This window comes from Planococcus sp. ISL-109 (assembly GCF_018613655.1).
Lineage (GTDB): Bacteria > Bacillota > Bacilli > Bacillales_A > Planococcaceae > Planococcus.
Genome location: NZ_JAGGPW010000003.1, coordinates 50,739 through 69,925 on the forward strand (window position 1 = coordinate 50,739; position 19,187 = coordinate 69,925).

The following is a 19,187-nucleotide window of genomic DNA, read 5'->3' on the forward strand; positions in this document are numbered from 1 at the left end:
CCATTATAAAAATAGAGACGGAGCGGAAGGGGCCGACGCCCGCCCCCCGGCAAGCGTGCCCCTGCAGCGCAGTCTTAAAAAACAAGCTAATTAGACATTAAAACTCAGTGTTAGCCCGGAGTGCAGTCTGCAGCTTTTACTTTTAATATCCTCTTATACATCTCTTAACAAAATATCTGCCATTTCTCAACCACCCCATTTTAATTCCACCAAAAAAGCCGCCCGAGGGCGGCTTTTTTCAATTCAGGATAAAATACAATTGGAAGACCACGAAAATGATTGCGACCAACAGGAGCGTTCCGACCAACACGCTCATGGCCAGTTTTTTTCCGTCCATCCTCTCACCCTCTCAGTTTTTTCTCGCGTTCAATTACTTTCACTATATCATATGCGCCTCTACTTGCATTCGACAACACTGTCAAAACTGTTTCGTCCTCCGGATAATAGCCCGAATGAAAACTGACGCCCGGGTCGTACCCCGTCACGTGATACTTGATCGGCTGTTCGTCCTTGCGGTCAATCCATACGCCGTAACCGTATGCTTTGTCACCGCTTGATGCATGCACGGTCAGCAGGCGGTCCCGCATCGGCTCCGACAATAAAGTCCCATCCAATAGATGGCCCCAGAACTTCGCCATGTCCCCCGCTGTGGCAAATACGCCGCCATCAGCGCCGCCGCGCACCGGAATCGCATATTGATTGGTACGCCAAGAAGACCCTTCATCGATATAGCCATATGCGCTATTTCTCGGCAATTGATCCAACCGGAAATAGCCGGATTCTTTCATGTCCGCTTTCGCCAACACTTCTTTTTCCACATAATCGGCAAACTCCTGGCCGCTTATCTGCTCCACAACGAGCCCGAGCGCAATATAGCCGGCGTTATTGTAGCGGAAACGCGCACCCGGCTCCTCCACTGGTGGGAGGTCGCGGAACAGTGGCACGAAATCTGCCGGCGTTTGCATCCGGTACATCGGGACGCTTTGCCACAATTGCTCGAAATCTCCCATCGTTTCCTCATCGTAATAATCCGGAATGCCCGATGTGTGGCTGAGCAATTGGTGGATCGTCGCATCGAAATGCGGGAATGTTTTCGGCAGAAGCTCAGAAAGTGTCGATGAAAGCTCGAGCTTGCCTTGCTCCACTAACTGCAAAATCGCCACTGCTGTGAAGACCTTGCTGCCCGAAGCGATTCCAAAGCGGCTGTCTACTGCATTCGGCCGTGCGTCTGCACGGTTGGCGAAGCCTTTTGCCCGCGCCCAGCTTTCCTTACCGCTTAAGTGGGCGACGCCGGAAAACGCCAGCTCATCCATCTGGTCCGAAATCGGGTTCACTGCTTTCTTTTGCTTCACAAAGCCTTCTTCATCGATTTCAATCATCCGGCCATCCGTCAGCTCGATCGCCAGCGGATACGCCTCACTTTTTAATTTCGAAAAAAACCATGTGCGCTTTGGTGGAACGAGGACAATGAAATGCGGATCTTTCCCGAGGAAATTCAACTCTTTCGGATCGATCCCCTTATTGCCGCGGACCGGGATGTCCATCGCTTCCAGCCGTTCGCCGACTTCTTTGACATGTGGTGTCGAAATGCCCACTTCACTGATGTCGAGCAGGGAATCAATGGTGAAATCATCCATAATGTCGACATGGCGCCTCGCGATAAACTCCACGATGTTGCCTGCCGGGTCTTGGAAATAAAACGCATCGGAATTGAAATTCGCGTAATAGATTTCATCCATGCCTTCCTGGCGGTTCAACTCCACCCGTGCACGTGCCCAGAATTTCGCCAGCGTAAACTGATTGCCTGGGATATTGATGGCATAATGATAAAAAGCCGGTTTGTCTGATTCGCGGAACTCCAAGACGGAATTTCCGATGGCCAGTGCAAAACTTGTTTCATCTTCCTCAACGATCCGGAAGCCAAGCTGGTATTCATAAAAACCTTTCAGTTCATTCAAACGGTTTGTATGCAATGTCACTTTCTTGAACATGTCCTCACCTCTCCCTTCAGCATACCGAAAATGAACAGAATTTTCCTCTTTTTGCATCGCTTGCGTACGAGTTTGCCTAAAAGAAGCTTCGTAAACAAAGAAAAAAGCGAATGCAGTGGATGCATTCGCTTTTGCTATTCATTACTTCCGCTCGCGGAATCCTTGATCGAGCAGGTAATCTTCCGCATCATCAAATGTGCCGAAGCTTTCTTCCAAGTTCTTGCCCGTATAGACATTCCAGAACGGCTCTTCAAACACCAGATCCAGCTTTTCTCCATCTTCGTTGATCCAGCGCTTGTCGTAAGGCGGTTCCGCTTCTTGCGACAAATAATCGATCGAGTCGGCGACGATACTGCGTAATTGGCCGGCTGAATAGTCGCGTATGTTAACCAATCCGCGATTATCCGTTTCGTAATGCGGCAAATCGCCAACGAATACAAAGCCGTTGCCGTTCGGGTGGAGATGATAGACGACAATCTTCTTATCGTAGAGGCTTTCTTCAAAATGGAAGTTGACGCGTTTCATCGAGACTTCTTTACGTGTCAGTTCCGGAAATTTTTCAATCACTTCAAGTTTTTGTTCAAATGTCAGCACTACTGGACATCCCCATTTCTTCTTTTGATTTTCTGTCTCCATTATAGCATGCTTCCCATGCGCTTCCTCGTTTGCGAAATAATAGAAAAAGGGCTACTGCTGTCCATTCCGGCGGACGCTTTCCGCGGGCGGTCCGTGAGCCTCCTCGTCGCTTCGAAAACCGTGTGCTCCTACATCTGCACAGCAGATGCGTCGCAAATGAATGCGCTCAGCTAAGCTTCACTCATTCATTTCCTGCGGGGTCTCACCTGGACCCGCTTTCCCTGGAGTCGCCACCTCCATTCCCAGTAGTAAATTTAAATTACTCAATTGACTGATATACGTCTATTACTTTATCAAATAACTAAAGAAAAACAAAAACAGTAAGAGAAAGTCCATGATTTCTCTCACTGTTTTTCCAAAGGTTTTTGATATAAATCACCAATCTATTTCTTCTTTTTCAATCCAAATGGCCACCAAGCGCCGCCGGCAAATGACACCGTAATGGCCGGCACAAGGAGCGGCAAGACGATCAAACCGTATAACAGCAATCCGGTGATGACGATCGTAGCAATCTGCATCAGGCTCAAAACACCAGACGGCAACATGGCGCCGAATGTTCCGGCAAGCAAAATGGCTGCGGTGATGATGACCGTCCCCATTTTCGCCATCGAACGGCGCATCGCTTGCGTGAAGTCCGCGGCCGTCAATGCTTCTTCACGGTAGCGATCGAGCAGGAAGATCGAGTAGTCGATGCCGAGCGAGACGAGCATGACGAAGCCGAAGAATGGCACGGCCCATGTAATGCCATCATAGCCGAGCGCATTGACGAAGATTAATTCCGTAATGGCGATCGAGCTGTAATACGTTAATAGGAGTGACGCGATCATAAATAGCGGCATAATGAACGAGCGCAAAAGCACCGCTAGGACGACGAACAAACTGACCAGCATGATGCTGACCGTGCGCGTGAAGTCGCTTGCGGAAATATCGTTCAAATCACTGTTGATGCTCGGAACGCCGCCGTATGCGATTTCCACATCTTCGAGTGGCGTGCCGTTAATGCTTCTCGCGGCTGCTTCTTTGAGATCCGTGACAATGTTGATCGCTTCAGGTGAATACGGATTTTCTTCGAGCACGACTTCCATCAACATGCCTTCCCCATCCGCAAATGAAAATTGATCGAGCAGCTGTTCGAACTCTTCTTCTTCAAGCGTCCCGGGTGGCAGGTAAATGCCGGTTCCGCGTACTGCCTCGCTGTCGCTAATGCCGGTCAGTGTTTCGGCGATTTCAGTCAAGCCGTCATTGATTTCTGTCAAACCTTCCGCTGAAGCTCCAACTCCTTCAGACAGTGTGACGAGTCCGCTCGCCAGTTCATCGTATTGCGTGGCTCCGCTGCCCAGCCCTTCTTCGATTTCTGTGAGTCCGGCGTTCACTTGAGTAAGTGCGCCGATGGTTTGTTCAATATTGCCGGTTTGCTGAAGGCCGCCTGAGATTTGTGCAAGTTGCCCGTTCACTTGCGCAAGCCCTGCAGCTGCCTCACGCAGCCCGTCGCCTCCTGCCTGTTCACTGATTGCGGCCAGGTTCGTTTCAATTTCCACGAGGCCCGACTGGACTTCATCGACGCCCACGTTCGCTTCTTCAAGACCTTCTGCAATGAGTCCGAGCTGGTGGTCGACGAAAAATTCTTCAATGACCGAACCGGTCGGCCGTGTGATGGCGCGCACCATATCGACGCCTTCAACTTTCTCCATATCCTGCGCCAACGCATCCAAATATGGGATCGTTTCTTCCGCAGTCAGACTTTCTTGCGCTTTGATAACCACTTGCACAGGCATCGTATTGCCTGCACCGAATGCTTCTTCAATTGCATCCAGCCCCTTAACCGATTCATAATCGGAGCTGATTTCATCTACAGTATTGAATGATAGGTCGTTATTATACGAAAACAGCAACGGCACGGTTATCAATGCAACCAAGAGCATTGACCACAGCGGGCGGTTGACGGACAATTTCCCGATCCAGACCCATAGTTTGCTGTCTTTATGGGAAGCCGATTTTTTGCTCGGCCAGAACAATTTGTCTTTCAATACCGCCATGAAGAATGGCATGACCGTGAACAGCACGACGAGCAGAACGCCGATTCCGACAGCGACGGCAACAGCCGATTTGAAAATCGGGAACTCTGCAAAGCCGATTGCCGCAAATGCGATTAAGCCGGAGAAGCCGCTGATGAATAAGGTTTTCCCTGCTGTCCGGTATGTGTTCAAAATCGCTTCTTGCACTTCTTTTCCTTCAGTTAGTTCTTCTTTATAACGGCTCAATAACAAAATACAATAATCGGTTCCAAGGCCAAACAAAATCGCCACAAGGAAAATCTGCGTGTAATTCGATACCGGGAATCCGAACCAATCAATAAAGAACGCAACGAGCGATTGGCTGAGTAAATAGCTGAGGCCGACCGCGACAAGTGGAATGATTGGTGTGACGAACGAGCGGAATACCGCGAGCAGCAAGCCGAAAATCAAGATGACCGTAATGATTTCAGTTTTCTTCAAGCCTTCCTGCGCACTCGTATTGACGTCCTGATTAATGATCGCTTCACCCGTCAAATACACCGTCAGACCTTCCGGCACAATCGTCTCGCGGATCTCACCTGCTAATGCTTCAACTTCTTCATCGCTTCCTTCTACAGACACCGGAAGCAGCACTGTCTGCCGGTCTTGTGAAACCAGTTGCTCTTCCAGCTCCGCGCTTTCAAACGGATCTAAAACCGTCGTCACCGGATCTCCGAGCGCTTCAATTTCTTCCCTCATCCCGGTGATTTGCTGTTGCGCTTCTTCACCTAGCTCCGAATCAAGCTGGATGACGAGGGAAATCGTCTGGCCGGAAACGTCCGCCGCTTCCAAAATGGATGACGCCCGCTGCGAATCCACTTCTTCAGACAACTGGAATGATCCAGCTTCTTCCGCCTGTTCCGTTAAATTCGGTGCCAATAAAAACAAGGCGACCGTCAAGATGACCAGCCCGATTGTAATCGGCCACTTCAATTTTAATATCGTCTGCATGCCTTACACTCCATCCGTTTTCATGATTGCACTTAGTTTCCTGAAGATTGACAAAAATTGATCGATTTCCTCGTCGTTGACTTGCTCCGACATTAATTTTTCCAGATACTCCGCTAAAATTCTATCCGACTCTACGAGCACTTCACACCCAGCATCGGTCAATTCAAGCAACTTCTCCCGCCGATCCGCTGTTTGAACGACTTGGATCAGTTCTTTTTGCAAAAGCTTTTTCGTGCGGTTCGATACCGCACTTTTATGTACACCCTGTAAAATCGCAAGCCTCGCCGATGTGATCTGCCCTTCCTTGCTGATGAGTTTCAGCGATTGCATCTGCTCAGGGGAAAACTCCTCCCATATCGGGTTGTCGACGGAACGGATGACCCGCTCCGTGCCATAAAACAACACTTCCTGAAACAACTCCACTGCCTCTGTAATGCGCGTATCCATAAATGGTTTACCCCCTCAACTAATAGTAATAGTTTAGGGGCTGAACTTTCTCCCGTCAAGCAATTCGCAAAAAAGTCCCGCAGCTTGGGCTGCGGGACTTGATCATACTTCTTTTGTTGCAGTAGAACGGATTTCCCGTCTTCTTGCATAGATATTTGTCACAATCGTCTTCACTACGGCATAAAACGGAATCGCTAAAATGATTCCCCACAATCCGGCAATATTCCCTGCAGCAAGAAGCAAGGTAATGACCGTTAACGGATGGACATCAAGCGCATTGCCCATGACGTTCGGCGTAATGAAGTTGCTTTCGATTTGCTGGGCTATCAGCATGATGATGGCCACATAAACCGCCATGATCGGATCTTGCACCAAGGCGATGATCATCGCCGGAATGACGGCGATGTACGGCCCGAGAAACGGAATGACGTTCGTCGCCATGCCGATCAACGCCAATAGCAAGGCGTAATCCAAACCGATGATCAAATAGCCGATCAACAGCATAATCCCTACTAAGAAACTGACAAACAGCTGCCCTTGTATATACGAGCGCAAGGTATGGTCAATGTCTTTCATCGTTTTGATGATCCACAGTTTCCGCTGCCCGCTGAAGAATCCGGACACAAACGGCACAAACTTGTGATAATCGATCAGTAAATAGATTAAGAAAAAAGGAACGAGCACTAGGCTGATAACACCAGAGATAAAGCTCGTCAGGAACGACAGAATCCAGCCGCCGACGTCGCCGATGCTGTCGCCTATCTGGCCGCTCATATCATTCAATTGCTCCTCAAAAGAAGCTGGCAAACGCTCCCGCTGGTCGAGTGCGTATTCCGTATACCCTTCGATATCCTCAATAATTTCAGGTGCATTATCGACGAGCGAATTAACTTGATCAGTAACCATTGGACCGATCATGACAAACAGCAGATAGAAGACGAGAACGATCAGCAGGACTATGATTAAAATCCCGGACCATTTCGGAAATTTTCGATTTTCCAAGAAATGCAGCAAGGGGCGCGTCAAGTAAAACAGCACTCCCCCGAGAAGCAATGGAACGAAAATGGTTCCGGCGATGATGAAGAGCGGATCGAATATCCCCTGTACTTCTATAAATAGACGAATGATGACTAATGTCAGGATAATTCCGACGCCCGCCTGGAACCATAATTTATTTGTCAATGAGTTCACTTCCTTTCTTTCGTATGTATACCCAATTTATCACGATTATATGGTATTATATGTTTTTATGTAGAGCGAACTTTTTCATAAAATGAACGTCTCATGTTGATAGCAAGTGAATGACTAGAATTTGGAGGATTTATACATATGGAACAATTATGGCTCACGATTAAGTTTTTGCTGCTTGGCCTGTTTCAAGGGCTTACCGAACCGATTCCGATTTCTTCGAGCGGGCATTTGCTCATCGCCCAATACTTTCTCGGCGTGGAAATAGAAGGCAGCACGTCAACTTTCGCACTTCTCGTCAATACCGCCTCTTTGGTTGCGGTGCTGATTATTTACCGCGACGACATCAAACGGCTCGTCATTAACGGGTTTAAGTTTTTCAAAGAAAAAACCCCGGAAACGCGCCGGGATTTCATGTTTGTCGTTTATTTGGTCGTGGCGACCATCCCGGCCGCCATCATCGGCTTGCTGTTTCAGGATACGATTGACGCGCACCTTTCGACTGTTGTGACCGTCGGATTGACATTAATTGTCACCGGTATCGCCTTATGGCTGATCCGCAATATGCGCGGCCAGCGAAAAGACGGCAATATGACGATGAAAGATGCCTTGATCATCGGTGGTGCTCAAGCGGTCGCCTTGATCCCAGGCATCAGCCGAAGCGGTGCCACGATTGTTGCGGCCATGGCACGCAGCATCAATCAGGAAACGGCGCTGCGCTTTTCCTTCCTGCTGTTCATTCCGATCAGCTTGGGTGGCGCGGTATTGAGCTTTTCCGATATTCTCAGCGATGATAACTTAGCCACGATGGCCATACCTTATATGATGGCGTTTATCGGCTCGCTCGTTGCTTCGTATTTCTCGTTGAAATGGTTCATGAACATAATGGCAAAAGGCCAGCTGAAATATTTCGCAATCTACTGCTTTATCGTTGGGCCACTCGTGGTCCTTGCCTGGTTCTTATTGAACTAATGAAAATCCCTCTATCGCCTTTGTGCAATAGAGGGATTTTTTTATCATCAGCGATTAAAAAAGTTCGCTGTGAAATAGGGTTGTTTGTCTGAGTTGAAAGCGACACCGACGCCGAGAAAGCCGAAATCGGGTTTGACGATATTTTCACGGTGGCCCATCGAGTTCATCAGTCCTTCATGCGCGAACACCGCACTGTATTGGCCATATGCCAGGTTTTCACCAGCGACAAAAAAGCTGATATTGTCTTCTTTCATCCGATCAAAAGGCGACTGCCCCTGCTGGTTAGTATGGCTGAAATAACGCTCATCGGCCATATCCTGGCTATGCTTGCGAGCAGTTCCCATCGTTTCGGCGTCCCATTTCAACAGCGGCAACTGGCGCTGGATTCTGGCGGAGTTAGTCAATTCAAATAACAGGAATTCGTAGCCTTCCGTTATTTCAACAGCCGGATCTGCATAAATCTCGCCGCGGCTTTCTTCGAGTTCCTTGCCGATGACTTGAACAGCCGTCACTGTATCCTCTTCATGGACGTCATAGAAAACGGTCGTATAGGAGTCCGTTGTTTCGAAAAGGTCATATTCGTCCCGGGAATCAAGAATGTACTGCACGCGCCCCTTTTGCAAACTTGTGAGCGGCGTACCGAACAAGCCTTGCACTTCCGCTTTCGAAGAATCCATCGAGAAGCCTTCTGTAGAAGAAATGAGGTCTTGGTTGGTGAACATGCCATTGACATTCCCTTGCTCATCGTAAGACAGCAGCACGTAATTCTGATAATCCTGGTGATAACTATGCCAATCGGTTCCGTATTCATTTTCCATCAAGCGCAGCGGCAGCCCTAATTTTTGCTGGGCTTCGTCTTTGCTCATTCCGAGCGTGACGTTATGGACCGCTACTAAAGAATCTGTCTGTGCAAGCTCCGGTTTCGCGACTACTTCCGGCAGCACGGCCGAACTTTCTGTCACGATCGCTTGCAACTGATGGCTAATGCGCGTCGTAAAGTATTTGGCTTCATCGAGCGCTTTGGAAACATCCGTGTCGTCTGCAACTTTTCCTACGGCTTCATCGACAGTATCCAAAAAGCTCAGGTCGACATAATTTCCGACCGGCTCCTCCCATAAAGGCCGGGCAAAAAACACCAAAACCATTAGAAGCAAGATACTAAACACTTTTCGCACACGCATCACCTCTTTCTCTTCGTTTCAGTGTAATCCCAAAAACGAAATACGAAAAGCAAAAAGCATTTTTTTGATCAACTTTCAAAAATAAATAATAAAAAACGGACAGAAAAAGGAATCCTTTTCACTACCCGCTTTCATTTTTTCATCCGAATTACGCTTCTACGTTATGTTCGCTCGTAATGTCTGTTTTCTTCGGTGAGCTGAACCACAAGGTAAACACGAGGCCTGCCGTGAAAGTACCCAGGCTGGTGAACAAGACGACCGGATCTGCAGAAAATCCTGGGAACACGACAAACAGCGAGCCAAGGATCAATCCGATAATTGCCGCATACGTCACATACGTGAAATGCTCGAGCAAATAGGTGATCGCTTTACTGCTGACGACAAACCCGATCATTACGCCAGCTCCGATTGCCATGACAATCGGTAAGTTTAACGTTGACAAGGCGTTGATCGCCGTCGAATAAACGCCGATCAACAGCAAGATGAACGATCCGCTGATTCCCGGCAGCAGCATCGCCATACTGGCAATCCAGCCCGAGAAAAACAACAGGAAGAACGTCGGCACGCTGAGTTCGGTAATAGGCGCTACATTATCGCTTGTTTGGATAAATGCCATAGAAGCAAGTGCTGCTCCGATGATCAGCAAAATAACCAAATGGCGTGCCGTGAAATTCTTCTTCACTTCCGCTTGCTTCATGATGTATGGCAATACACCGAGAATCAAGCCCATGAAGAAAAACTGCGTCGCTTCGTAATGATTGGACAGTAAATATTCGATAAATCGACTGAACAATAATAAGGTGATGACAATCCCCATGCCAAGCGGCACTAGAAAGCCGAGCTGCTTTTTCCACTCTCTGCTGAAAAATCCGCTGATCGATTCAAGCAGCCGGTCATAGATGCCAAGGATAAAGGCAATTGTTCCTCCACTAACTCCTGGGATCAAATCACTGATGCCCATCAAAATACCGCGGTATATATTTTTCCATTCCATGCGTATAATCTCCTCGTCTCAAAATCACTTGTACTAGTATAGCACGGGCACACCCGAAACTCGAGCCGCGCCCTTACACGAGCGCTTGCGCTTGCTTCATCATCAAATCCACAATATCCGCCGCTCTTTCTTCGCGGATCAGCTTTCTCGTAGCCTGCCCTGCCCATAATGACATAAATTCCGGGTTGCCTGTCTTTGTGGCAACGCCGCGGATTTCTTTCGTTACTGTATTATGGGACGGAAATGGCAAGGCTTTGGTTCCCGCTGACTCAAATAGTTCGATAAAACGGTTATTGATGCCGCGTGCCGGACGGCCGGAGAAACTTTTCGTGACAACGGTACTTTCTTCATTGCTGTCGAAAATCGCTTGCTTGTATGCGGCATGCGCACCGGATTCCTTCGCTCCGACAAAGCGCGTGCCGACTTGCACCGCCTGTGCGCCGAGTGCGAGCGAAGCGACTAGTCCTCGGCCGTCCACAATGCCACCTGCTGCGATAACGGGAATGGTGATCTCATCCACCATTTGCGGGACGAGCGCCATCAAGCCAACTTGTGCCCCCATCGGATGCTGCTCATATGAAAAACTGCCGCGGTGGCCTCCTGCTTCACTGCCTTGTGCTACTATGGCATCAACCCCTGCCGCTTGCGCTTCTATCGCTTCAGCTACCGTCGTAGCCATCGTGATGACCAACACACCGTGACCTTTCGCAGCTTTCATTTGTTCAGGCGACAAACAGCCGAACGCCGTGCTGATGATCGGCACATCCAGCTCCAAACAAAGGCGGAACTGTTCCTCGCCATAGTCAGGAGACTGAAAGGATGAGCCAGGTTGTTCAATGCTCAACTCCGCATAGGCGGGGCGCAGCGCTTCTTGCACTTCTGTGAGGCGTGAAAAATCATCTTGTGGATTATCGGCGAATAAATTTACAGCGAATGGCTTATCGGTTTGTTCCCGAATGCTCAAGATTTCTGCACGCAGTTTCTCCGGTGTCAAATAAGCGGCGCCAAGAGTGCCTAAGCCTCCCGCTTCCGAAACTTGCGCTACAAGTTGTGGGGTGGTCGGCCCACCTGCCATACCGGCTTGGATAATCGGAAACTCGATCTCGAGCAAGCGGCAAATATCTGTGTTCAATGTAATCATGACTTGTCCTCCCTATTATATTGTTACTTATCAGTATCCCAGTCTTTTGGATTTCTTCAACCGGGAACCTTTTCCCGGCCGTCTGCGTTCTTAATACCAGCATCTAGGAGAAGGCGGGATTGCAGCATGAAAGGCTTTCTTTCGTTAGTCACTATCACGTTGATCGCTGTTTTTTGCGGATTGATCATTTTGGCATTTTACAGCGAACCATTCGAAAATTGGCAAAACCAAGAGCGGCTTCAAGCCTATACAGAAACAAGGGAAAACACGGTTCCGCAGCGGCACGGCAAAGTCCGGCAAGCGGGAGCTACTGAGGCGTCACAGCCCATCACTGCCTATACGGCATCTGTCCGTTCGTGTCCGGCGCCGTAACGAAAAAATCCCCCAACCGCAAAAGCGTTTGGGGGATTTTCTTATGCATAGACGATTTCGATTTTGTTGCCAGATAAATCCCATTGCCACTGCCGCGCCTTCTGTATGAAGCTCAGCTCCGTAAGCTTGCAGGCGGTCGTGCATCGCTCGTTGCGCTTGTTCATCGGATACGCGGATTACATAATGGGACCAGCCTGCTGCAGTGTCCGGCAATGCAGGAATTCCCGTACCGCTCCAAATGTTCAACCCGATATGGTGATGGTAATTTCCGTCGGATACGAACAGCGCTTGGTTGCCGAGACTTGCCACAAGGCCGAAGCCGAGCACCTCGGTGTAAAATTCACGCGCTGCTTGGAGATCAGAGACATGAAGATGGATATGCCCAAGAACCGCGCCGGACGGCATGCCACTCCATTTCTCCCCTGATGCAGCATGTGCGACGGCTTCTACATCAAGAGGAGCGACTGTCATATGGACATGCTCTCCCCGCCATTCCCACTCGCCCGCTGCGCGGTCCCGGTAAATTTCGATGCCGTTTCCTTCTGGGTCCGAAAAATACAAAGCTTCACTCACCTGGTGGTCGGAAGAGCCCAGCGGAATTCTTTGCTGATGGAGATGCACTAGCATTTTTCTAAGCTCCTTGCGATTCGGAAGCAAAATGGCGAAATGAAAGAGTCCTGCGTAGCGCCCCGTTTTCAGCTTCAACTCTGGTGTGTGTTCAAGAATCAAAATCTCTTGCCCAGCGACTCCGAGAATCGTTTTGTTTGCCTGTTCCTCTATCGTTTCGAACCCTAACACCGGTGTGTAAAACCGGCTCATTTCCGCTAGATCCACTACTTTCAAGGTCAAGCTCTCGATATGCTGCACCGGTTTTTCATGAAAATTCATTGCTGTTCCTCCTATCACTTACTATTTGTAACTAATTTCATTTTAATAACCAAGTTACGTCAAGTCATCTGTTTTTTAATCCGTTTAGGAATATGCTATTATGAAGAAAAAGGAGCGGTGAACATATGAAAAGTACGGAAATTTGTCCGCGTTTTGAAGGGGCCATCTCCTTGCTGGGGCAGCGCTGGACAGGGTTGATCATCCATCAATTAATGGACGGGCCGAAGCGTTTCGGCCAGTTGACCGAAGAAATCGGCATTAGCGGCCGCCTCCTGTCCGAACGCTTAAAAGCGTTGGAAGTCGACGGACTGGTGGCGCGAACGGTTCATCCGGAAACTCCAGTACGGATCGAATATTCTCTGACACAAAAAGGTGCTTCGTTAAAACCGGTCATGGCTGAAATCGAACAATGGTCACAAAATTGGATAGAACCACTAGAGCCAGCGGAAAATTCCTGACAGCCCAAAAAGCAGGTGATTTTCCGTGACTTTTTACCTTTCTGTATAGACAGAATATTCGAATATCTGTTAAGGTTATAATAAAGAGGGTGGAGAAGGGGGCAGACGGATGTCGATGTATTCCAATTTGACGTATGAAAATGATACACGAAAAATTGACAAAGCGATGAAAAAGTATGAGGACAAAAAAAATGCCGCATTGGTGTTACTGGCAGAAATTGATATGCTGAACAAAATGGATGACGTGGAAGATACGATCCTCTATAAACAGAAATCGATGAAAGAGAAACTGATTGCCACTGAACGCCAGCGCCGGGAAGTCGAAGAAATGCTGATCAATTATATCGGCAAATATAATGACCGCGACTTGCACCGCTACACAGAGCTTTTGGAAGAACTGAAAAAAGACAAACCGAAATAACAAAAAGCAGGACTGAACATCAGTCCTGCTTTTTGTTTGCTTCTCTTCTATCATCAAACGACCGGAGAATGTCGCCGGTCCACCCTTTTTGCTTGAAGTACAAATACAGCAAGAATGTAGAGAGGAGGATGACAGCAAGGGACATTACATATCCATAGCGCAAATCAAGTTCCGGCATGATTCGGAAGTTCATCCCCCATAGCGCCCCCCATGCCATGACAGGCGTAAAGAGCGTCGTCAAAACCGTCAAGGTCTTGACGATTTCGTTGCCCCGGTAATTGGCCACCACGTTTTCCATATCGACCATATTATTGATTTCATCTTCATAGGAGTCGACCAGCATAACGCAGCGGTCGATGCGCCGGGAAGTCCGTTCGTACTCCCGGTATTCGCGCACATTTCCTCCGAATGTTTCTTCGACCACCATACTGATTTCCCGAAACCCCATTATTAGATGTTTCCATAAAAGGATTTCGTGGCGCACTCCCTCAATTTTCTCTAGGGTTTTGCGGTTGTTATGCTCTTTAATATTCCACAACAGCTCATGAAGTCGTTCTTCAAAATTATCGATCTTATGCAAAACAGATCCGACCATGCCGCCAAGCAAAATCATCATCACTTCAATTGAAGAGTCGGCATTTTCCATTTGCTTAATCATCAAATGCCTAGGCATGTCCATGTCTTCTTCGAAATCTACAGTGCTTGTCACCAAAAGTTCCGGAGACACATAGAAGTGGAACACATCTCGCACATCCCGCGCCTGGCTGCTTTGCTTATAGATCAACGAGCCCCACAATACTTCGCTCCCGGCTTGTGAGGTATCTGTGTGGATAACGTTGACGGTTAATGTTTGCGATTGGTCAATCCATTGTTGAAGCTTCGGATTATCCTGCAATAATTGCCGGAAATCCGCCGCTTCCATGGCATTCTCCTCTTGCCACACTGCTTTCGCGAATTGATGTCGCGGCATAACCGGCCCCCCTTTCTTCCCAACTAATCGAGCAGATGGTGTTCACCTAAACAACATAAAAAATGCCGCTCGATTGCAAGCGGCCGCATACTCTGCTCATTCCTGTCGTTCGTCTGCTGTTTGGTCCCGATATTTTTCGTTGGAGTTTTCTTTATACTCCAATTCCCTATCCGGCATCAGATCTATCTCCTTATTCGGCGGCTGATGGCGCCCAGGCTCCACTTCCGGCAAAAGTTTTTCACCTTCCTGGCCTTTTTGTTCCTTGTTCATTTTTCGAGCCCTCCCGGAGTTGCGTTTCTAGTTCTTTACCCCGTTTCGAATTTTCGAACCCTGCACATTACCGGGAGAGAAGTGATTGGAACAGCTCCAAATCGTCCGGGTAGGCAAGTTTCAGCTCCTGTAATTGTTCAAGCGATTTCCACGCAACATCTTCAATCAGAAAATCCCCTTCAGGGACAACCAGCTCTCCACCTGTCACTGCGACTTGAAAATAATGCAATTCAAATGACACCGCAGAGTTTTCATACGTGCCCCCTCTGACTTTCAATTCATTGAGCGCTTTCACAGTCACCCCTGTTACTTCGCGAAACTCACGCTCGCAACATTGCTCCAGCGTTTCCCCAGCTTCGATGCCGCTCGCAGGTATTGACCAGTTGCTGTCTTCTTCCGGTGCTTTTTGAAGCACCATCAAAATTTCATTCTGTTCATTTACGCAGACGCCTGCAGCGCCCCGCCAATTTGCCATTTCCATCAAATCTCTCCTATCGCCTTTTTCTCGACCGCCTGTTTTCCTTCGATTTATCTCCCGATATCCAGTGGATTTAATGTTTAATACCGTTTTCAATTCACCATAAACTGCCGCTTCTAGAGGGTGCTCCCGATATGGTGCACAGCTAAACAATGCTTCCCTAATGAATATTGGATCTCGCCGAACGCCGCCTCAAGAGATGCCGGCCAAGTTTCATTGGAAGCCATGACTTGAACTTTCCGCATGCCCCCGCTCCTTCTATCGTTGAGACCACACCAAAAAATCACCTTTCCTAAAATGGTAGTCCTCTGACTGCCATTTTACAAGAAAAGGTGATTTGTTGACTGCTGTTTTCTGCGGTTCAGTGAATCCCGCTTTAAAGTATTGCAAAATCCACTAATTCTTCAAGACGACCCGGTGCGTGACATCTGGCAAGTTCACATCTCCTATAAAGCCGTTTGCCCGGTAAAAAGCATCTGCTGTTGAAGAATCCGTCCGCACGACCAGCTCTCCGAAATGACCTTTTGCAAAATCGATGATCTTTTGAAGCAGTTTAGTACCGAGCCCTTCTCTTCTCGCCGCTTTGGCGATATAAAAGCGGCGGAGCCTGCCGATCCCTTCTTTTGTAGAGTATGGATCCCGGTTCAGCCCACCGATCGCAATCAGTTTGCCGCGCGGATCAAAAACACCGAATAACACTTCGCCTTCCTGGTCGAACCGATTACTCCCGTCCTTGTATTGATCCACAAGCCTTCGCAGAAAACGATAGCCTTCCGCTTCGCTTTCTTCTACCAGTTCGGCTACATTGACATCGTGTAAATTATCGATGGTTTTAATTTCCATTGGCATAGTCAAATCCCCCTTCAAAATCGGCAAGAGCAGAAAAGACTATCCGAAAGTCATTTGAGTTTTGGACAGCCCTTTTCTCTTTCCATCACACAGCCGTATCTTCCATGCGCTCATTTCGCGCTTCCATTTTCTTCACGATAAAAATACTCGCTTCATACAAACCCACCATCGGCACCAACACTAATAATTGGCTCAAAAAATCAGGAGGGGTGATGAGGGCGGAGACGATGGCCAAACCAAGATACGACCACTTCCGCACTTTTTTCATAGAAACCGATGTTAGCACTCCGATAGAAGACAAGAACAGGGCTAAAATCGGCATTTCGAATAATAAGCCTAACGGAATCGTCGTCATAATCAAGAAATGAATGTATTCATTTGCTGAAATCATCACATCAAAATTAGCTGCCCCTAAACTGATCAGAAACTGATAGCTCAACGGGTTGACGATGAAATAACCGAATGACACCCCGAGCAAAAACAACACCAGCATAGCCGGCGAATACAAACCGAGAAACCTGGCTTCCTTCTCCTCGAGGCCCGGTTTGACGAATTGCCAAAGAAAGTGGATCAAAAACGGCAAGGACAAGCCAAGTGCCATCGTGGCAGAAATCGACGTGTAGAACTTAATGACTTCAAGCGGCCCCAGTATGATGAGTTCATTGCCTTTTACAATGTATGGAAACCAAAAATTCAAGGTCGAGAAAACGAGTAACAAGAAGAACACAAATACAAATAAACTTTTGATCAATTGCTTCCGCAAATCTCCCAAATGATCGACCAAAGTCTCCACTCTGTCCTGCGGGTCGCCGGGAGGCTTCTGTCCACCTCCCGAATCTTTCGGTCCCTCGCCCGTTTCCTGCTCCGTTTCGGAATCCGCTTTCTGTTTGTCTAGTGCCACCGGATCTTCGCTCACCTTTTTCTTATGCAACGGACTGATCAGTTTGCTTTCTCCGTACGGATCCATTTAACCACCTTCACAAACTATCGGTTTTCTTCGTTTCTTTCACTTCTTTTGTGTCTTTTTCGTCTTCATCGTCATCCATTAGCCCTTTCGTTGACCGCTTGAATTCTGAGAAAGTCTTACCGACTGCCCCGCCGATTTCCGGCAGTTTTTTGGGACCGAAAATAATCAGCACGATGACCAAAATGATGATTAAACCCGGTACGCCGATAGAAGCTAGTCCACCCATATCTTTTCCTCCTCACAAATTACACTAATGATCCGCCTTCGCGGCTATATCTGATGACGCCTTCTGCACAGCGATACGCTAGCGCCCCAACCGTACCGGTCGGGTTGTATCCGCCATTATGGGCAAAATTCCCCGCCCCAACAACAAACAAGTTCTCCATATCCCAATGCTGCAAAAAATTATTAACAACACTCGTCTCAGGATCTGCACCCATAATCGTGCCACCGGTATTGTGCGTCGTCTGATACGGAACAATGTCGTAATCCGAGATCGGGTTGCTGCCGATAACTGTTTTTGCACCCATTTCCTGCATGATTTCTGTAGCTCTTTCAGTAACATATTGATGCAACGCACGATCTTGGTCTGTAAAGTTATACGTCAGCTGCAGGAGCGGTATTCCATAAGCATCCTTATATGTTCCGTCCAATGTCATGTAATTGTCGCGATGCGGAATCGATGCACCTTGCCCGACGACCGAGAGCGTCCGCGTGTAGTTTTCAATGGATGCCTTTTTGAATTCCGCTCCCCATGCCGGCGTATCCGGCGGCAGTGGGTTAGAAGCGATCGGACGGCTTCCTGTTTGCGTCATAGATAGACTCGCGCCATGGATAAAGTCAAGATTGCCGTGGTCGAAAGCATCGCCATTGAAATCATCGATGGTCATGCCGAGCGCTCCGGCGCCCATAAAGACGTTCATTTGGTCATCAAAGAACCCAGAAGCACCAGGAAGAATTTGGTAAGCATAGTTTTTTCCGAGTGTCCCTTGCCCCGTTTCCGGATCGTAAAGCTCCCCGATTTCTGAAACCATCAATAGTTTGGCATTGTTCAACACATAGCTCGTCAAAACGACGACTTCCGCTGGTTGGATGAATTCTTCGAAGGTGACTGTATCGATATATCGCACACCCGTAACCCGGTCGCCTTCTTTCATTACTTCAACGACATTGGCATTAAAGCGGATATCGTAGTTCCCTGTTTCACGCGCTGCCGGGACAACCGTGATTTCCGGCGAAGTCTTCGCCCCGTATTCACAGCCAAAGCGCTCACAAAATCCGCAATATTGGCAGGCATTGATTTGCTGGCCATCCGGATTTTCATAAGCTTCCGAAAGATTCGCAGAAGGCATCATGAACGGTGTATACCCCAAGTTGCTCGTTGCGGTTTCGAACTTCGCCAGCAATGGCGTCTTTTTCATCGGAGGTGTCGGAAAGTCCGCTGAACGTTGGCCCCAGAAAGGATTTTTGTCTTCCCCCGAAATGCCTGCTGTTTTTTCGAATTTATCGAAATAAGGCTCCAGCTCATCGTACGTGATTCCCCAGTCCTGCATAGTATATTCCGCCGGCAATTTGTTGGCACCATACTTCGCATCCGTCATCGATTTGATTTCAAAATCATACGGCAAAAACCGCCAGTTTTGGCCATTCCAATGCGTCCCCGATCCTCCTAGCCCCTCGCCTAGCAGAAATGAACCCATTTGCCGCATCGGCAATGCACGCTGGCCGCGGCTATTACGGAATGTTATCGTTTCTTTTGATAAATCCTGCATTAATTCATAGCGGATGGCGTAGCGGTATTCATCATGGACCATCGAGAAATCCTCTGTCGACCGGGTTCGCCCACGTTCGAGGCCGATAACTTTCAAGCCTTCTTTGGCGCATTCAACTGCAATAATGCCTCCAGTCCAGCCAACTCCAACTGTGACTACATCTACCTTATCAAGTGTCGTGACCATA

Annotated in this window: 21 protein-coding genes; 4 read left to right on the forward strand and 17 right to left on the reverse strand. The window is 48.3% G+C overall.

Translation table 11 applies throughout. From position 1 onward, the window contains the following. Positions 1-341: 341 nt before the first annotated feature. The 5 genes from J7E21_RS00925 to J7E21_RS00945 all read right to left on the reverse strand — a co-directional run bounded on the left by J7E21_RS00925 (position 342) and on the right by J7E21_RS00945 (position 7,261). Positions 342-1,991 (reverse strand): serine hydrolase, encoded by a 1,650-nt coding sequence (locus J7E21_RS00925; protein ID WP_215103878.1) that lies wholly within the window; start codon positions 1,989-1,991, stop codon positions 342-344. Positions 1,992-2,132: 141 nt separating this feature from the next. Then, the gene (locus tag J7E21_RS00930; protein ID WP_215104196.1) at positions 2,133-2,585 is read right to left on the reverse strand and encodes a hypothetical protein; all 453 of its coding nucleotides are present in this window, start codon (positions 2,583-2,585) and stop codon (positions 2,133-2,135) included. A gap of 425 nt (positions 2,586-3,010) precedes the next feature. Further along, entirely contained in the window at positions 3,011-5,632 is a 2,622-nt protein-coding gene (locus tag J7E21_RS00935; RefSeq protein WP_215103880.1) for an MMPL family transporter, read from the reverse strand. A gap of 3 nt (positions 5,633-5,635) precedes the next feature. Continuing rightward, complete coding sequence (locus tag J7E21_RS00940; RefSeq protein WP_215103882.1) at positions 5,636-6,079, reverse strand: MarR family winged helix-turn-helix transcriptional regulator; 444 nt, start codon at positions 6,077-6,079, stop codon at positions 5,636-5,638. A 102-nt stretch (positions 6,080-6,181) separates the two neighbouring features. Beyond that, positions 6,182-7,261 (reverse strand): AI-2E family transporter, encoded by a 1,080-nt coding sequence (locus tag J7E21_RS00945; protein WP_215103884.1) that lies wholly within the window; start codon positions 7,259-7,261, stop codon positions 6,182-6,184. A gap of 147 nt (positions 7,262-7,408) precedes the next feature. Here J7E21_RS00945 and J7E21_RS00950 point away from each other — a divergent pair, with 147 nt between their 5' ends. Then, positions 7,409-8,239, forward strand: a complete 831-nt coding sequence (locus tag J7E21_RS00950) for an undecaprenyl-diphosphate phosphatase (protein ID WP_215103886.1) — start codon at positions 7,409-7,411, stop codon at positions 8,237-8,239. Between the two features lie 47 nt (positions 8,240-8,286). Here J7E21_RS00950 and J7E21_RS00955 read toward each other — a convergent pair whose 3' ends face one another. The 3 genes from J7E21_RS00955 to J7E21_RS00965 all read right to left on the reverse strand — a co-directional run bounded on the left by J7E21_RS00955 (position 8,287) and on the right by J7E21_RS00965 (position 11,555). Next, entirely contained in the window at positions 8,287-9,414 is a 1,128-nt protein-coding gene (locus J7E21_RS00955; RefSeq protein ID WP_215103888.1) for a CAP domain-containing protein, read from the reverse strand. A gap of 154 nt (positions 9,415-9,568) precedes the next feature. After that, the gene (locus J7E21_RS00960) at positions 9,569-10,414 is read right to left on the reverse strand and encodes a DUF368 domain-containing protein (protein WP_215103890.1); all 846 of its coding nucleotides are present in this window, start codon (positions 10,412-10,414) and stop codon (positions 9,569-9,571) included. Between the two features lie 73 nt (positions 10,415-10,487). Then, positions 10,488-11,555, reverse strand: coding sequence for an NAD(P)H-dependent flavin oxidoreductase (locus J7E21_RS00965; RefSeq protein WP_215103892.1), 1,068 nt, complete (start codon positions 11,553-11,555; stop codon positions 10,488-10,490). 126 nt (positions 11,556-11,681) lie between these two features. Here J7E21_RS00965 and J7E21_RS00970 point away from each other — a divergent pair, with 126 nt between their 5' ends. Further along, positions 11,682-11,927: a hypothetical protein gene (locus tag J7E21_RS00970; protein WP_215103894.1), complete on the forward strand. Its 246-nt coding sequence runs from the start codon at positions 11,682-11,684 to the stop codon at positions 11,925-11,927. Here J7E21_RS00970 and J7E21_RS00975 read toward each other — a convergent pair. Continuing rightward, on the reverse strand, positions 11,874-12,815 hold the full coding sequence (locus J7E21_RS00975; protein ID WP_215103896.1) for a VOC family protein: 942 nt from the start codon (positions 12,813-12,815) through the stop codon (positions 11,874-11,876). The genes J7E21_RS00970 and J7E21_RS00975 overlap by 54 nt on opposite strands. 125 nt (positions 12,816-12,940) lie before the next feature. On the opposite strand from J7E21_RS00975, the gene J7E21_RS00980 reads away from it, so the two are divergent. After that, positions 12,941-13,273: a winged helix-turn-helix transcriptional regulator gene (locus J7E21_RS00980; protein ID WP_215103898.1), complete on the forward strand. Its 333-nt coding sequence runs from the start codon at positions 12,941-12,943 to the stop codon at positions 13,271-13,273. A gap of 109 nt (positions 13,274-13,382) precedes the next feature. Next, positions 13,383-13,694: a hypothetical protein gene (locus J7E21_RS00985; RefSeq protein ID WP_215103900.1), complete on the forward strand. Its 312-nt coding sequence runs from the start codon at positions 13,383-13,385 to the stop codon at positions 13,692-13,694. A 19-nt stretch (positions 13,695-13,713) separates the two neighbouring features. Here J7E21_RS00985 and J7E21_RS00990 read toward each other — a convergent pair whose 3' ends face one another. The 8 genes from J7E21_RS00990 to J7E21_RS01025 form a co-directional block, all read right to left on the reverse strand. Continuing rightward, a complete protein-coding gene (locus J7E21_RS00990; RefSeq protein WP_215103902.1) occupies positions 13,714-14,664 on the reverse strand; it encodes a magnesium transporter CorA family protein in 951 nt (316 codons plus the stop codon). Positions 14,665-14,760: 96 nt separating this feature from the next. Then, the gene (locus tag J7E21_RS00995; RefSeq protein WP_215103905.1) at positions 14,761-14,934 is read right to left on the reverse strand and encodes a hypothetical protein; all 174 of its coding nucleotides are present in this window, start codon (positions 14,932-14,934) and stop codon (positions 14,761-14,763) included. 67 nt (positions 14,935-15,001) lie between these two features. Then, positions 15,002-15,415 carry an NUDIX hydrolase gene (locus tag J7E21_RS01000; RefSeq protein ID WP_215103907.1) on the reverse strand — a complete coding sequence of 138 codons (414 nt, stop codon included), beginning with the start codon at positions 15,413-15,415 and terminating at the stop codon, positions 15,002-15,004. Between the two features lie 113 nt (positions 15,416-15,528). Further along, on the reverse strand, positions 15,529-15,657 hold the full coding sequence (locus J7E21_RS01005; RefSeq protein WP_215103909.1) for a GrpB family protein: 129 nt from the start codon (positions 15,655-15,657) through the stop codon (positions 15,529-15,531). 151 nt (positions 15,658-15,808) lie between these two features. Then, positions 15,809-16,261 carry a GNAT family N-acetyltransferase gene (locus J7E21_RS01010; RefSeq protein WP_215103911.1) on the reverse strand — a complete coding sequence of 151 codons (453 nt, stop codon included), beginning with the start codon at positions 16,259-16,261 and terminating at the stop codon, positions 15,809-15,811. An 85-nt stretch (positions 16,262-16,346) separates the two neighbouring features. Next, a complete protein-coding gene (tatC, locus tag J7E21_RS01015; protein ID WP_215103913.1) occupies positions 16,347-17,228 on the reverse strand; it encodes a twin-arginine translocase subunit TatC in 882 nt (293 codons plus the stop codon). 10 nt (positions 17,229-17,238) lie between these two features. Further along, on the reverse strand, positions 17,239-17,454 hold the full coding sequence (gene tatA / locus J7E21_RS01020; RefSeq protein WP_215103915.1) for a twin-arginine translocase TatA/TatE family subunit: 216 nt from the start codon (positions 17,452-17,454) through the stop codon (positions 17,239-17,241). A gap of 19 nt (positions 17,455-17,473) precedes the next feature. Further along, positions 17,474-19,186 carry a GMC family oxidoreductase gene (locus tag J7E21_RS01025; RefSeq protein WP_215103917.1) on the reverse strand — a complete coding sequence of 571 codons (1,713 nt, stop codon included), beginning with the start codon at positions 19,184-19,186 and terminating at the stop codon, positions 17,474-17,476. Position 19,187 lies beyond the last annotated feature (1 nt).